The organism is Micrococcus flavus (genome assembly GCF_014204815.1).
Classification (GTDB): Bacteria; Actinomycetota; Actinomycetes; order Actinomycetales; family Micrococcaceae; genus Micrococcus; species Micrococcus flavus.
Genome location: NZ_JACHMC010000001.1, coordinates 1,672,165 through 1,686,023, shown reverse-complemented (window position 1 = coordinate 1,686,023; position 13,859 = coordinate 1,672,165). Strand labels below are relative to the sequence as shown.

The window sequence follows — 13,859 nt, the reverse complement described above, 5'->3', positions numbered from 1 at the left end:
GGTGCCCGTGGCCCGACGGGGGCTCCCGCCGCTGCGGCTACGCTCGGGGGCATGACCGCCGCCTCCACTCCGTCGCCGTCCCCGGTCGTCTGGCGCTTCCGCGGCCACATCCTCGGGGTGGGCACAGCGGAGGGCACGCGGGTCGTCGTCGGGACCTGGCCGGACTCGCCGCTGGGGGCCTTCAGCGACGTCATGGTCGAGCGCTCGGACGGCCACCGGCTCCTCCTCGCGCCCACCCCTCAGGTCGCCGACTTCGTGACCGCCACCTACCGCTTCGACGAGGTGCGCATCGCGCCCGTCACCGCGGACCTCACCGCCGGCGCCCTCACCGTCACGACGCCGTCGCTCACCCTGACAGCGCACCTGGGCCGACGCCGGCCGCTGGGCTGGGCGCTGCGCCTGGTCCCGGCGTCCGTGGCCTCCCATCCCGCGTTCTGCGCACTCTCGGACCCGATCGCCCGCGTGGTGATGCCCGGGGTCCGCACGCGCGGCACCGCGGGGCAGGGCCGGCGCGAGTTCTACGGAGCCACGGACGTGCGGGACGTCGTCGGCATCGGGGCCCGCTGGGAGGGGCAGGATCTCGGGGCGCTGGCTCCGGTGGACCCGCCCACGCGCTTCGGTTTCTCGTCCACGCCCCGCCGGCCCGCGCTCACCCGCGTGGTCACCACCATCCGCGGCGCCGCCGGCGGCGCGGGGCTACCCTCATGACCATGAGCACCACCGACGAATCCGTCCACGTCCGCCCGCTCCGCGCCGAGGACGCGGCCTGGGTCCAGCCCCTCTACGCCGCCAACAGCCGGGACGCGCTCACCCCGGAGCAGCGCGCCGAGCACGGCTTCGTCCAGGGCCGGATGAGCGCGCAGGCCCTGCGCGCCCGGCTGGACGGTCCCGGCAGCGTCGTCGCCGAGGTGGACGGCCGCCCTGCCGGGGTGCTGCTCACCTCGCCCGCCGAGAGCGCCCGGGGACGCGGGGTGCTGCGGGCCGTGGCCGAGCACGTGCTCACGCATGCCACCACCGGCACGGGAGCGTCGGCGTGAGGGCCGCGCTACCGGTCATCGCCATGGCGGTCGGTGCCGTCGCGTTCGTCCTGGCGGTCGTCCTCCGGGGAGGCGCGGGGGACGTGCTCTCCGTGCTCGGCCTCGTGCTCATCGGCGTGGGCGCCCTCGTGCTGTTCGGACGCCTGTTCCAGGACAAGTGGGACCGGGTCTCCGGCTCCGGCTCGGGCAGTCGGCACGAGATCTCCCGGGGCGGTGGTCTGTTCTGAGTGGCTCGTCCACCGGCCCTCAGCGCTCGGAGGGTGTCGTCGCCGTGTGGCATGACGATCAGGGGTGGGGCGTGCTCGACTCCCCGGACACCCCGGGCGGGTGCTGGGCGCACTTCTCCCACCTGCCCGACGCCGGCGGGTTCCGCGGCGCGGCCGTCGGTGCGCGGGTCTCGTTCACCTTCGAGACGCTCGCCGTGGGACAGGAGCAGGACGGCTTCCTCTTCCGCGCCGTGGCGGTGGAGCCGTCCTCCGCCTGATCCGGCTCGCAGGCCCGCCTACACTCGCCTCCCGTGACCGTCCCCGTCCCCGCCGCCACGCCACCCCGGCCCCGCCGCCGCCTCGCATGAGACCACGCGCGCCTGGGTGGATCGGCAGAGCTGGACGAAGAGGTGTCAGGGTGGCGTGTCACTTCTGCGCCACTGTGGAGTGAAGATCTGAGGGAGAGCGGCAGTCAGGCCGCCCGCTCTGACTCGCACGAGTGAGGCTGGGCCTTGAGGAGAGGACGACCTTGATGCCTGGTTCAGTTCCCATTCACGGGAGTGAGGACATCGCTCTCGAATGGTTGGGTCACCGGGGTGTCGACCTCGGCTCCTTCACCCCGAAGCAGACTTCTGTCTTCAGTGAGCGGTCGTTTGAACCCGGCGAGGCCGAACTGGCGGAGTGGTGGGATTCGGGTGCGCACGTCAGTTGGCTGGGAGGCCCTGCCGCCCTTCACGAGGCGTGGCCGAGGGATGCCTCCGGCAGGCCACTCGCCCATGTGGCAACGTTCCACTTGGCCGACGTCCATGCTGCCCTGGGTGAGCCCCAGGAGCGGACGTGGCCGGCGCGTGCTCGTGCTCTCCTGCCGAGTTCGGGCTACCTGCAGGTGTTCCATGACCTGCAGTCCTACGGGTATGACGCTGCAGACCCCGGAGGCCTCCCGTGGTGTGTCACCTTTACACCCGATGATCGCCCGAGCGATCGACCGGCACTCATGGAGAGTCCCGAGGACCTCGACGTCCCCCATGCCATCACCCAGGTGGGTCTCTTCCTGCCGGGGTGGTGCATCCCGTCGCCCTTGGATGTCCCAGGGCTCACGCAGCCGCGGTTCACTGCCGCGGATGAGGCGACTGCCACGCTGGATCTGGCATGGATGCGTCAGCGCCGGCCCGATGAGAGGCATCAGCACGCCATCCCGTCCACACGGATGCTGGGCTACAGCTCCTCCGGTGATGCGCTGGCGAAGAACGAAATCCTGCCGCATGTCCTCCCGATGTCAGACCATGGGGACGCGTACATCCTTCTCCTGGAGATCGAGTCGTGGACCACGTTGAACGGTTGGTTCGGAGACGCGTCGAGCCTGGAGGTGTGGATGCGCCTGAGTGACCTGAGGGGCAGGGCCTTCGACCAGGCGTGGTGTCTCATTCGGACTGACTGATCGCCGGCTCTCCGCTGGTCACCACGTCCCCTCTCCGTCGGTCGGACTCATCGTCGGGGGTGGAGGTGATCATCGCCTCCCAGCTGCGCGTGCCCTCGCTGGAGCGGTGTCCCGGAGACGCCCCTCGTCCGGCGCATCCGGTGCGATGTCCGTGCCATGCGTGTCCGCCGACGCCGACGGCGACCCGCGCCCCCGGCTACGCTCGCCCGCATGCACTCCGCCCCCTCCCGGCCCCGCCGCATCCTCGCGGACGTGGACACCGGCATCGACGACGCCTGCGCGCTGCTGCACCTCGCCGGCGCCGAACAGCTCGGCCTGGCGGAGATCGCGGCCGTCACCGTCACCGGCGGCAACGCCTCCGCGCGGGACTGCGCCCTCAACACCGCCGCCGTCCTGGACCTGGCCGGCCGCCCGGACGTGGAGGTGGCCGTCGGCGCCGAGGCCCCGTTGCGCCGCCCCGCGGTCACCACGCCGGAGACCCACGGCGAGCACGGCCTCGGCCACGCCCGCCTCGCCCGCCGTCCCGAGCGGATCAGCGCCCGCCCGGCGCTGGAGGTCTGGCTCGAGGAGCTGCACACGCATCCGGGGCAGACCACGATCCTGTGCACCGCGCCGCTGACGAACCTCGCCCTGGCCCTGCGGGCCGAGCCGGACCTGCCGGAGCTGGCGGCCGGCGTCGTGATCATGGGCGGCGCCTACTACCACCCGGGCAACACCACGCCCACCGCGGAGTGGAACACCTGGGTGGACCCGGACGCGGCCAAGGAGGTCTTCGCGGCCTTCGAGGGCCGCCCCGAGCATCAGCTGCCCCTCGTCTGCGCGCTCGAGACCACCGAACGGATCGAGTACACCCCGGCTCTGCTGGACGCGCTCCTGCACGACGCCGGCGCCCGCCCCGTTCGCTGGGACGTCGCCGCCCCGCGCGTCACCGGGCCCGCCGCGGACACGGGGAAGGCGGTCACGGACGCCCTCGCCGACGCCCTGCGGTTCTACTTCGAGTTCCACCACGACTACGACCAGGGGTACATCGCGCATCTGCACGACCTGGTCGCCGCGCAGGCGGCCACCGGCCAGGCGCGGCTGAGCACGCAGACCACCGTGGTGGACGTGGAGGCCGACTCCGAGCTGCTGCGCGGCACCACCGTGCACGACGACAGGGACATCTGGGGCCGTCGCCCGAACGCGCGGCGCGTCACGGGCAACGACCCCAGGGGAGTGTTCGCGGCCTTCGCTCAGGCGGTGGCCGCGGTGGCGGGACGCTCGACCTCGAACCCCGGCGCTCGGTAGGTGGGCTCATGCCGCTTGAGCACGCGGATCACGGCGAGGGTGACGGGCACGATCAGGATCTCGACCGCGGTCTTGTAGAGGAACCCGGTGATCGTGTAGTTCGCCAGTTCCAGCAGTGAGATCTCGCCGGCGAACGCGATGGTGCAGAAGATCAGCGTGTCGATGAACTGGCCGACCACCGTGGAGAGGATCAGGCGGAACGCCACATGGCGCTCCCGCATGCGCTCTTTGAGGCGCACCACGATGGTCGCGTTCACGAGCGAGCCCACGAGGAACGCGACGAAGCCGGCCACCGTGATGCGGAGCATCGGCGACAGCGCCTGGTCCCAGACCTCGAAGCCCTCGACGGGCGTGGTCCACGAGACGACCGTGTAGGTGAGCGCGGCGAGGACGAGCATCGCGAAGCCGAGGACGATTGCGCGGCGGGCCCGGCGCCAGCCGTACACCTCGGCCAGGATGTCGCCGATGATGTAGACGAACGGGAAGAGGAAGGCGCCGCCGTCGAAGATGAGGGGCCCGCCGCCGTAGAAGACGTCGGAGAGCACGGGGACGGTCGGCCCGTAGAAGAGCTTGGCGGCGGTGACGCCGGAGAGGATGAGGAGGGCGACGAAGACGCCCACGAAGATGTCGTAGTGGCTCGCGGGCACCCGGGCGTGGGCCGGGGTGCCCGGCCCAGACGTGGGCGACTCGGGGGACTGGGGTGCAGTGGTGGTGTTCACCGGGACATCCAATCATCCGACGTCCGTCCGGTGCCCTCGGCCCCGCCCGCGCGGGGAGGGGACGGACGGCGGGGTCACTCGCAGGCGACCCCGTCGTCGTCGCCGTCCATCCGCGGCCGGTAGCCGGGCTCGCCGCGCAGCAGCGGGGCGGCCCCGGCCGCGCGGGCCGCGTCGCAGTTCTTGTAGTACACGTCCGCGGCGGGGGCCTGCGGCTCCTCCGCCGGAGCGGGCGCGGCGGGCTCCGGCGCCGGGGGCGCCTCGATCTCGACGGGGGCCTGCGGGGTCGACTCGGCCGCCGGCTCCGCCTCGACCACCGGTTCGGCAGCCCCGCCGCCGGGCAGGCTCCCGGCCCGCCCCCGCGTGGGGACCTCCTGGTCCGGGCAGGCGGCGAGCACCCGGGCGATCGCGTCGCGCTCGGCGGCGGTCACCCACAGTCCGTACTCCGCCTTCACGGCCACCTGCCGGGCCACGAACGGGCAGCGGTAGGCCTTGTTCGGGGGCAGCCAGGTGGCGGCGTCGCCGTCGGACTTGGACTGGTTCGTGGGCCCGTCCACCGCCAGCAGGTTCAGGGGGTCGTTGGCGAACGCGGCGCGCTCGTCCGCGCTGAGCGACTGGGCGCCCTTCTGCCAGGCGTCGGACAGGGCCACCACGTGGTCGATCTGCACGTCCGCGGAGGTGTCCGGCCCGGAGACGAACGCGATGGTGGTCCCCGTGTATGGCCCGTGCAGGGTGCCGCGCAGGACCTTGCACCCGCCCGTGCCGGCCTTGAGGACCACGTCCACGAGGTCCCGGCGCAGGATGTCGTTGCGGGTGTCGCAGCCGTTGCGGTCTACGTCCGCCCAGCTCTGCCCGAACCGCTCCCGCTCGTAGCCCGTCTTCGGCGCCCGCCCCTTCACCTCCAGGGTGTCCAGCAGGGCCAGGGCGGTGCCGGCCCGCGCGGGGGCCGTCGCCGGTGCCGTGGGAACGGCCGGAGCGGACGACGACGGCGCCGCCTCGCGCTCGGGGCTCACCGCGGCCGCCGCGGGGGTGGTCGTGCGCGCCTCGGACGCCTCTCCGGCGGCGCCGCCCGCAGGGCCGGCAGGGCTCTGAGCATCAGAAGGGGAGGCCGGCGCGGGGGAGGGGGACGTCGTCGTCGGGGACGCGGCGGCACGCGGGCCGGACGGGGAAGCGCCGGTCCCGGCCGGAGGGAGGGGCTCGTCGACCGAGGCCGTGGCCGCCGGCCCGCCGCCGGCAGAGGACGAGGCGGAGCCGGCGGCGGGGGCCGGGTCCCCGGCGTCGCGCCCGAAGCCGCCGATCAGCAGCGCCAGCAGGAGGAGCCCGACCACGACGACCCCGAGGCACCCGCCGCACCCCGCCGTGCCCGTCCCGCGCCCGCCCGTGGCCTCCTCCGCTGAGGACTCGGCGGGGCGCGGGCGGGACGATCGGGGTGAGGGCATCCATCCACTGTAGTCAGGGGCGGGTCCCGAGCCCGGGAGGCCGGGCCGGACCCGTCGACCGCCCCCCGTCGCCGACCTCAGGCCAGGCGCAGCTCGGTGAGGCAGGTGGCCCCCGAGGGGCCCGAGTCGAACGGGCACGTGGCCGTCCGCCCGTCTGCCCGCACCTCCACCGTGCCGGTCAGGCCGCGAGGCACCCAGTGGCCGGTGAACCCGTTGGCCCCGGTGCGGGCCTCCTCGTCCACGAGGACCCGCCCGTCCGCGGCGGTCACCCGTACGCGCACGTCCGTGTCCGCGAGCTCCCCCTGGCAGCCACCGAGCGCGTGGAGCACGCAGTCGTGGGTCACGGTGCGGTACGGGGCCAGGGAGAGGTAGAACAGCCCCGCAGTCAGAGGCGCGGCGGCCTCGCCCTCGGCGTCCGCGAAGCGGACCTCGTCGGCGCGCACCTGGCCCTGGAACGCCAACGGGCGGGCCTGAGGCACCCGGTCCACCGCGGCCACGGCCTCCTCGGCCGTGGCGGCCTCCACCCCATGCCGGGCCAGGAGCGCGCGCGCCCCCTCGGGCAGCGCGGCGGCGGAGCCGGAGCCCGACGCCGGGGCCGTTACGCTCCGGGCCGGATCGCTGCCGGCGCCCCCGCGGCCGGGGCCGCACGCGCTCAGGACGGCCGCGCCGGCCGCGCCGAGCGCCCCCAGGAGCACACGGCGGCGGGCCGACTCGCCGCCGTGTGGGGCGGGGGCGGACACGGCGGGCATGGACGGGCGACGGGTCACGGGAAGCTCCTCTCCTGCCCGGACGGGGTCCGGGCGCACGGTTTCCCGCCAGTCTGGCCGCACCGCCTCGCCGTCGGGCAGGCATGGCGCGGCGTGACGTCCCCGCCCGCGTAGGCTCCCACGGGTGAATCGCACCGCCCGCTCCTCCGAGCCCGCCCCCGCCCTGCCCGAGGTCGACGCCGACCACCTCCGCTCCGACCTCGAGGAGGCCCTCGAGGCCGCCCGGTCCGAGCGCGACGGCGAGCCCTCGGACTACCTCGAGGACGTGCAGCACCACGGTGTGGACGGCCTGGCCGCGGCCGTGTGCACCACGGACGGCGAGGTCGCCGTGGCCGGCGACGCCGACGCCCGCTTCGCCCTGCAGTCCGTCTCCAAGGCGCTCACCTACGCCGTGGTCCTCGAGGAGGTCGGCCTGGACGAGACCCTCGAGCACGTGGGCGTCGAGCCCTCCGGCGAGGCGTTCAACCACCTCTCCCTCCACGACGACGGCCGCCCCTACAACCCGCTCATCAACGCCGGCGCCATCATGGCGCACGCCCTCGTCCCCGGTGACGACCCCGAGGCCCGGGTGCGGTTCCTCCTGGAGCGCTACTCGGCGCTCGCGGGCGAGGAGCTGGAGGTGGACCAGGACGTCGTGGACGCGGAGCAGGAGCGCGCCGACCGCAACCTCGGACTGGCGCACCTGCTGGCCGACGGCGGTCGGCTGCCGATCCCCGCGCGGGAGGCGGTCGAGGGCTACCTGGCCCAGTGCTCCGTGACGGTGGGGGCGGAGCAGCTGGCCGTCATGGGCGCCACCCTGGCCGCCGGCGGCGTCAACCCCCGCACGGGGGAGCGCGTGCTGCGCGAGGACGTGGCGCAGCAGGCCATGTCCGTGATGCTCACCTGCGGCATGTACAACGCCTCCGGCCAGTGGGTGGCCGAGGTGGGCATCCCCGCGAAGTCCGGGGTCTCCGGCGCGCTCCTGGGCGCCGTCCCCGGGGCCCTCGGGATCGCCACGTGGTCCCCGCGCCTGGACGAGCGCGGCAACTCGCTGCGGGGCATCGCCGTGTTCGAGGACCTCACCCGCCGTTGGGACCTGCACGTCCTGCAGCACCACACGGCGCTGCGCGGCCTGCGCGGCTGAGGGCCGCCCGCGCGTCACTCCTTGTCACGTGGGGGCGGGCGCCTCCTAGGGTCGAGTCCATGACTGAGCAGACGACGCAGAAGGACCAGCCGCGCCCCGACTCCGAGATCCCGGCGGAGACCTCCCAGCTGGCGCACGACGACCCCTCGACCCGCCACCCGGAGCAGGACGCCCCGATCCAGGACCAGCCCGAGCCGGGCCTGGACGTGGAGACCGATCCGGTACCGGACATCGGCCTGGACTCCTACAAGGGGCTCGGCCGCCTGCAGGGCCGCAAGGCCCTGATCACCGGCGGCGACTCGGGCATCGGCGCGGCCGTCGCCATCGCGTACGCCCGGGAGGGCGCGGACGTGGCCATCGCGTACCTGCCGCAGGAGCAGCGCGACGCCGACCGCGTCCTGGAGGCGATCCGCGAGGCCGGCCGCACCGCCGTGGCCCTGCCGGGCGACCTCATGGACGAGGACTACCGCACCAGCGTGGTGGACCGGGCCGCGGAGCAGCTCGGCGGCCTCGACATCCTGGTCAACAACGCCGGCAAGCAGGTCGTCAGCGAGTCCCTCGAGGAGCTCACCGACCAGCAGGTGTTCGAGACGTTCCAGGTGAACATCCTCTCCATGTACACGCTCTCCCGTGCCGCGCTGAAGCACATGGGCCCCGGCTCGACGATCGTGAACACCACGTCGATCCAGGCGTACAACCCCAACCCGATGCTGCTGGACTACGCGGCCACCAAGTCCGCCATCAACTCCTTCACCAAGGGCCTGGGCCAGCAGCTGGCCCCGAAGGGCATCCGCGTCAACGCCGTGGCGCCCGGCCCCGTGTGGACCGTCCTGCAGGTCTCCGACGGCCAGCCGAAGGAGAAGCTGCCGACGTTCGGCGAGGACACCCCCACCGGTCGGCCCGGCCAGCCCGTGGAGATGGCCCCGGCCTACGTGTTCCTGGCCTCGCCCGAGTCCAGCTACGTGGTCGGCGAGACCCTCAACGCCAACGGCGGCACGCCCACCCCGTGACCGCGGAGCGGGAATGAGCGGGCTCACACCGCGGTTGGCCCGCATCGAAGAACCAGCACCGTCCCCGAGCACCAGGAGCGCGCCCGCCATGACCATCTCCGTCCCGCAGACCCCGTTCCAGGACGGCCATGCCATCCCGCAGCTCGGCTACGGCGTGTGGCAGGTCGAGGACGAGGTGGCCGCCGACGTCGTCGGGCAGGCCATCCGTGCGGGCTACCGGCACATCGACACCGCCGCGATCTACGGCAACGAGGAGGGCGTGGGCCGCGCGATCGCCTCCGCCGGCGTGCCCCGCGAGGAGCTGTTCATCACCACCAAGGTGTGGAACTCGGACCAGGGGCACGACGCCGCCCTGGCCGCCCTCGACACCTCCCTCGCCAAGCTCGGCACCGACTACGTGGACCTCTACCTGATCCACTGGGCCAAGCCCGCCCAGGGCCTCTACGTGGACACGTGGAAGGCGCTGATCGAGGCGCAGGAGGCCGGCAAGGTGCGCTCCATCGGCGTCTCGAACTTCCCGGCCGAGCAGCTGGAGGAGATCATTGACGCCACCGGCGTCACCCCGGTGATCCACCAGGTGGAGACCCACCCGTACTGGCAGCAGCGGCAGCTGCGGGCGGTGGAGGAGCGCCACGGGATCGTCCACGAGTCCTGGTCCCCGCTCGGGCAGGGCGGCGAGGTCCTCGAGGACCCGGTGATCACGGCGATCGCCGAGGCCCACGGAGCCACGCCGGCCCAGGTCGTCATCGCGTGGCACCTCGCCGAGGGCTTCGTGGTCATCCCCAAGTCGGTCACCGCCGACCGGATCGTCTCGAACCTGGCCGCCGCCGAGCTCACCCTCGCGGAGGAGGAGCTGGAGCAGATCCGCGGCCTGGACCGCGAGGACGGCCGCATCGGACCGGACCCGGCCACGATCACCTTCTGAGCCGCGCCGGAGCGCGGGCGGCCGGCCCCGGACCCGCGGGGTGGCCGGTGATAGCGTGGCCCGGAAATCACCTCTGCGCGCGGCCCGAGCGGCTGCGTGACGACGATCACACGGAAGGCACGTCCCATGTCCCACGCCGCTCCCACGGGCACCGCGTCGCAGACCAGCACCGGTGCTCATCAGCAGCACCCGACGGGCGCGCACGCCCACGCAGGCGTGCGCGCGCCGCGTCCCACCACCCCGGTGACCACGCAGACGCGCGCCAGCTCGCTGTCCGACCTCCTGGGCGCCCTCGTGCGCCTGCTGCCGCTGCAGCTGAAGGACGAGCTGTCCCTGGCCAAGGGGCACCTCGCCTCCAAGGGCAAGAAGGTCGGCATCGGCGCGGCCCTCGCCGTCCTCGGCCTGGGCCTGCTGGCGCTCATGCTGGTGGCCCTGGTGGTCGCCCTGATCGGCGCCTTCGCGGATCCGACCTTCTGGTTCCCGGCGCTCATGGTGGCCCTCGTGTTCCTCGTGCTCGGCCTGGTCCTCGCCGGCGTCGGCGCGATGCAGATCAAGGGCGCCATGCCGCTCGTGCCGCAGGAGACCGTCCGGAACCTCGAGTACGACCTCGGCTACCTCAAGGAGGGCAACGACTTCGATCCGGCCGAGTACGACCGCCTGAAGGCCGAGCGCAAGGAGGCGCAGCGCATCGAGAAGCAGCGCGCGGCCGAGCGCAAGAAGATCGAGGAGGAGGAGAACAAGAAGGCCCGCAAGAACGGCCTCGCCGCTCCCCACCCGGACCAGGACGACGCCTCCGAGGACGAGGTGCGCCGGCGCGCCGAGCTGCGCCGCCGCCACCTCGGCGACATCCGCTCCGGCCTCGAGGAGCGCACCAGCGTCAAGGGCAACGTGGCCGCCTTCACCGCCCAGCGCAAGCTGCGCGGCGCCACGCCGGACACCGCCCACGCGACCGACCAGACCGCCCCGTACACCGGCGCCGCCCGAGCCGGCGAGCAGGTGGCCTCCGCGGAGGACTACGTCAAGGATCGCTGGCAGCCGCTCGCGCTGCTCGGCGCCTCCGGCACCGCGTTCGCCGTCCTGGCCTCCCGTCTGCGCGGCCGCCGCGACTGACCCCTGCGGCCGCCGCCGACGACGGCGCCCCGATCCGCTCCGGATCGGGGCGTCGTCGTCGTTAGGCTGGGGGAGGGGGGCAGGCCCGTGCGTGCGGCGCTCGTCTCCTCCGCCCGCTCCCGCCCGACGCTCCGTCCGCCCCCTGAGGAGACCATGTCCACCGCCGCCGGACCCGTTGCCGTACCGTGCCGCTGATCCCGGTCCTGTGCGCCCTCGCGGGCGCGGTGTTCCTGGCGCTCGGCAGCGAGCGCCAGGCCCGTGGCGTGCGCGCCCTCGAGGGACGGGCCCCCGCGGGGGCCGGGATGCTGGCCCTGCTGCGCTCCCCCGTCTGGCTCATGGGCGGGGCGCTCATGGTGGCGGGCATCGTCCTCAACGTCACCGCCCTGGCCCTGGCCCCGCTGAGCGTGATCCAGCCCCTCGGGGCGATCGCCGTGGCCGTGACCACGGTGCTGCACGCCCGCACCGCCGGCCTGCGCATCGACCGCGGCACGTGGGCTGCCATCGCCGCGTGCACCGTGGGGTCCGCCGCCTTCGTGCTCATCACCCTGGCCGCCACCCGGCAGAACCCGGTGCCCACGCCGGCGCAGGAGCGCGTCACGGTGGCGATCGCCTGGGCGGCCGTCCTCCTGGCCGTCCCGGCGGCACTGTGGCTGCGACGGCACGTCAGCGCGCTCGTGCCGATCCTGGCGGCGGGCGTGCTGTACGGGTTCGTGGCCGTGGCCGTCCGGCTCACCGCCGTGCGGCTGCTCGACGGGCGCGTCCCGGACGGGGACGTGATCGCCGTCGTCGCCGCGGCGGGCCTGCTGGGCGTGTGGTTCGTGCAGACCGCGTACCGGCACGGCCCCCCGGACCTGGTGGTCGCGGGCCTCACCGTGATCGACCCCATGGTGGGCGTCCTGATCGGCATCCTGGTGCTGGGTGAGCTGCGCCCGGACGTGCCGGGCTGGGTGGGGCCGGGGCTCGTGGCCGCGGCGCTGGTTGCTACCGTGGGGATCGTGCGGCTGGCCCGGAGCCATCCCGACGTGCTGGCCCGGAGGCAGGACGGCCGCGCCCCCGCCCCGACCTCAGGAGACACCCCCACGTGAGCCCACGAGAGCTCCCCGGCGCACCGCGTCCGCTGACCGTGATGATCGCCGCGGACACCTATCCGCCGGACGTCAACGGGGCCGCCACCTTCTGCTTCCGCCTGGCCACCGCGCTGCACGCCCGTGGGCACGAGGTGCACGTGGTGGCCGCCCGCACCGAGGACGGTCCGGACACCGTGGAGCACCGGCCCGAGGCCACCGTCCACCGGCTGCAGTCCTGGCACGCGCCGACCCACGAGTACTACCGGCTGGTGTTCCCCCCGCGTGCCCGCCGCTCCATGCGCCGGATCATGGCCCAGGTGGAGCCGGACGTGGTGCATGCCCAGTGCCACTACATGATCGGCGCGGCCGCCATCCGGGTGGCCGAGCAGCGCCGCATCCGGACGGTGTCCACCAACCACTTCATGCCCGAGAACCTCGAGCCGTTCCTGCCGTTCCCCCAGTGGATCCTGGACCGCTACTCCCGCTACTCGTGGTGGCAGATGGGCCGGCTCATGGGCAGGGGCGCCGCCGTGACCACCCCCACCGCGCTGGCCGCCCGCGCCATGGCGGAGCGGGCCGGGCTGGACCGGGTGCTGCCGATCTCGAACGGGATCGACGCCGCGGCCTACGAGCCCGCGCCCGGCGAGGTGGTCGAGCGCCCTGCGAACCCCACCGTCCTGTTCGTGGGCCGGCTGGCGGTGGAGAAGCACGTGGACGTGCTCGTCCGCGCCGTGGCCCACCTGGCGCGCACGCGGCCGGACCTGGACGTGCATGCGGAGATCGTGGGCGACGGCGAGCAGCGCGACGCGATCGACCGCGTCATCGCCGAGGAGGGCGTGGTGGACCGTGTGCACCGCCGCGGCCACGTGTCCGAGGAGGAGCTGCATCGGGCGTACCTGCGCGCGGACGTGTTCTGCCAGCCCGGCATCGCGGAGCTGCAGTCCCTGGTGTCCCTCGAGGCGATGAGCGCGTCCACGCCGGTGGTCCTCGCCGACGCCCTGGCCCTGCCCCACCTCGTGGACGAGGGCGTCAACGGCTGGCTCTTCCCGCCGGGGGACCCCGTGGCCCTCGCCGACCGGATCGCCCGTGTCCTGGACCTGCCCGACACCGAACGCGCCGCCATGGGCGAGGCCTCCCACGCCAAGGCGGCGCAGCACTCGGCGCACCGCACCGTGGACCTCTTCGAGCGCCTCTACCGCGGGGAGACCGCCGCACGCATCCGCGCCGAGCTCTGACGCGCACCGCTGGCTAGGATGGGCGGGTCCCGCGGGCGGCGTGCGCGCCGCGCGGGACGGGGGGCGTTAGCTCAGTCGGTCAGAGCAGGGGACTCATAATCCCTGGGTCGCGGGTTCAAGCCCCGCACGCCCTACAAGAACGGCCCCTGACCTGCCCTGTGCAGGGTCAGGGGCCGCTCCTGTCAGGCTTGATCAGGGCCATTCATCGGATACCCGCCGCATTCGTGCGGGCTGTTCAATGACTCGCTCTGGACCTGCGAGTGCATCTGGACCTCGGCGGTCGGATGCTTGTTTGGACCGCAAGGGGAATTTCATGGTCGCGGCTACCGGGAGGGCCACCAGACCCGTCATCTCCCATGCTGGCCGTTAAGAATTCAGGTTGCTGACACCGTCGACAATTGACCATCGGTGAGGTGTTCGCTGGGCCCATTGAGAACACCGACGTGCCGCTGGAACCCACGAAGGCTTAACCGGGTTCGGTTCGCACATCAAGGATCGC

15 protein-coding genes and 1 tRNA gene are annotated in these 13,859 nt (G+C 73.6%); 13 read left to right on the top strand and 3 right to left on the bottom strand.

What is annotated here, in order from left to right:
* The first annotated feature begins 51 nt into the window (after positions 1–51).
* From BJ976_RS07855 to BJ976_RS07830, 6 genes are all read left to right on the top strand, one after another.
* On the top strand, positions 52–708 hold the full coding sequence (locus BJ976_RS07855) for a hypothetical protein (RefSeq protein ID WP_135029167.1): 657 nt from the start codon (positions 52–54) through the stop codon (positions 706–708).
* Between the two features lie 2 nt (positions 709–710).
* Complete coding sequence (locus BJ976_RS07850; protein ID WP_135029169.1) at positions 711–1,037, top strand: GNAT family N-acetyltransferase; 327 nt, start codon at positions 711–713, stop codon at positions 1,035–1,037.
* Positions 1,034–1,264, top strand: coding sequence for a hypothetical protein (locus BJ976_RS07845; RefSeq protein WP_167736916.1), 231 nt, complete (start codon positions 1,034–1,036; stop codon positions 1,262–1,264). Before BJ976_RS07850 ends, BJ976_RS07845 begins: the two co-directional genes overlap by 4 nt.
* Positions 1,265–1,335: 71 nt before the next feature.
* Positions 1,336–1,521, top strand: coding sequence for a hypothetical protein (locus BJ976_RS07840; protein ID WP_221419411.1), 186 nt, complete (start codon positions 1,336–1,338; stop codon positions 1,519–1,521).
* Between the two features lie 221 nt (positions 1,522–1,742).
* On the top strand, positions 1,743–2,681 hold the full coding sequence (locus BJ976_RS07835) for a DUF1963 domain-containing protein (protein WP_135029171.1): 939 nt from the start codon (positions 1,743–1,745) through the stop codon (positions 2,679–2,681).
* Between the two features lie 210 nt (positions 2,682–2,891).
* The gene (locus tag BJ976_RS07830) at positions 2,892–3,968 is read left to right on the top strand and encodes a nucleoside hydrolase (protein ID WP_135029173.1); all 1,077 of its coding nucleotides are present in this window, start codon (positions 2,892–2,894) and stop codon (positions 3,966–3,968) included.
* Here the strand turns inward: BJ976_RS07830 and BJ976_RS07825 are convergent.
* The 3 genes from BJ976_RS07825 to BJ976_RS07815 form a co-directional block, all read right to left on the bottom strand.
* Entirely contained in the window at positions 3,914–4,687 is a 774-nt protein-coding gene (locus BJ976_RS07825; protein ID WP_135029175.1) for a queuosine precursor transporter, read from the bottom strand. The genes BJ976_RS07830 and BJ976_RS07825 overlap by 55 nt on opposite strands.
* Before the next feature lie 74 nt (positions 4,688–4,761).
* Positions 4,762–6,123, bottom strand: coding sequence for a GmrSD restriction endonuclease domain-containing protein (locus tag BJ976_RS07820; RefSeq protein ID WP_135029177.1), 1,362 nt, complete (start codon positions 6,121–6,123; stop codon positions 4,762–4,764).
* A gap of 77 nt (positions 6,124–6,200) precedes the next feature.
* Positions 6,201–6,890: a CueP family metal-binding protein gene (locus BJ976_RS07815; RefSeq protein ID WP_167736917.1), complete on the bottom strand. Its 690-nt coding sequence runs from the start codon at positions 6,888–6,890 to the stop codon at positions 6,201–6,203.
* Between the two features lie 124 nt (positions 6,891–7,014).
* Here BJ976_RS07815 and glsA point away from each other — a divergent pair, with 124 nt between their 5' ends.
* From glsA to BJ976_RS07780, 7 genes are all read left to right on the top strand, one after another.
* The gene (glsA, locus tag BJ976_RS07810) at positions 7,015–8,013 is read left to right on the top strand and encodes a glutaminase A (RefSeq protein WP_135029179.1); all 999 of its coding nucleotides are present in this window, start codon (positions 7,015–7,017) and stop codon (positions 8,011–8,013) included.
* A 59-nt stretch (positions 8,014–8,072) separates the two neighbouring features.
* Positions 8,073–9,023, top strand: a complete 951-nt coding sequence (locus BJ976_RS07805; RefSeq protein WP_135029181.1) for an SDR family oxidoreductase — start codon at positions 8,073–8,075, stop codon at positions 9,021–9,023.
* Between the two features lie 88 nt (positions 9,024–9,111).
* Positions 9,112–9,948: an aldo/keto reductase gene (locus tag BJ976_RS07800; protein WP_135029183.1), complete on the top strand. Its 837-nt coding sequence runs from the start codon at positions 9,112–9,114 to the stop codon at positions 9,946–9,948.
* Between the two features lie 126 nt (positions 9,949–10,074).
* Positions 10,075–11,058: a phage holin family protein gene (locus BJ976_RS07795; RefSeq protein WP_135029185.1), complete on the top strand. Its 984-nt coding sequence runs from the start codon at positions 10,075–10,077 to the stop codon at positions 11,056–11,058.
* A gap of 185 nt (positions 11,059–11,243) precedes the next feature.
* Entirely contained in the window at positions 11,244–12,143 is a 900-nt protein-coding gene (locus tag BJ976_RS07790) for a DMT family transporter (RefSeq protein WP_135029187.1), read from the top strand.
* A 41-nt stretch (positions 12,144–12,184) separates the two neighbouring features.
* Positions 12,185–13,360 carry a glycosyltransferase gene (locus BJ976_RS07785; RefSeq protein WP_135029224.1) on the top strand — a complete coding sequence of 392 codons (1,176 nt, stop codon included), beginning with the start codon at positions 12,185–12,187 and terminating at the stop codon, positions 13,358–13,360.
* A 60-nt stretch (positions 13,361–13,420) separates the two neighbouring features.
* Positions 13,421–13,494 (top strand) — tRNA-Ile (locus BJ976_RS07780).
* The last annotated feature ends 365 nt before the right edge of the window (positions 13,495–13,859 follow it).

Excerpts from the sequence above, each read along its gene's own strand:
- BJ976_RS07855 (WP_135029167.1), top strand. The coding sequence starts at position 52 with ATGACCGCCGCCTCCACTCCGTCGCCGTCCCCGGTCGTCTGGCGCTTC.
- BJ976_RS07850 (WP_135029169.1), top strand. The coding sequence starts at position 711 with ATGAGCACCACCGACGAATCCGTCCACGTCCGCCCGCTCCGCGCCGAG.
- BJ976_RS07830 (WP_135029173.1), top strand. The coding sequence starts at position 2,892 with ATGCACTCCGCCCCCTCCCGGCCCCGCCGCATCCTCGCGGACGTGGAC.
- BJ976_RS07820 (WP_135029177.1), bottom strand. The coding sequence starts at position 6,123 with ATGCCCTCACCCCGATCGTCCCGCCCGCGCCCCGCCGAGTCCTCAGCG.
- BJ976_RS07805 (WP_135029181.1), top strand. The coding sequence starts at position 8,073 with ATGACTGAGCAGACGACGCAGAAGGACCAGCCGCGCCCCGACTCCGAG.
- BJ976_RS07800 (WP_135029183.1), top strand. The coding sequence starts at position 9,112 with ATGACCATCTCCGTCCCGCAGACCCCGTTCCAGGACGGCCATGCCATC.
- BJ976_RS07795 (WP_135029185.1), top strand. The coding sequence starts at position 10,075 with ATGTCCCACGCCGCTCCCACGGGCACCGCGTCGCAGACCAGCACCGGT.
- BJ976_RS07785 (WP_135029224.1), top strand. The coding sequence starts at position 12,185 with ATGATCGCCGCGGACACCTATCCGCCGGACGTCAACGGGGCCGCCACC.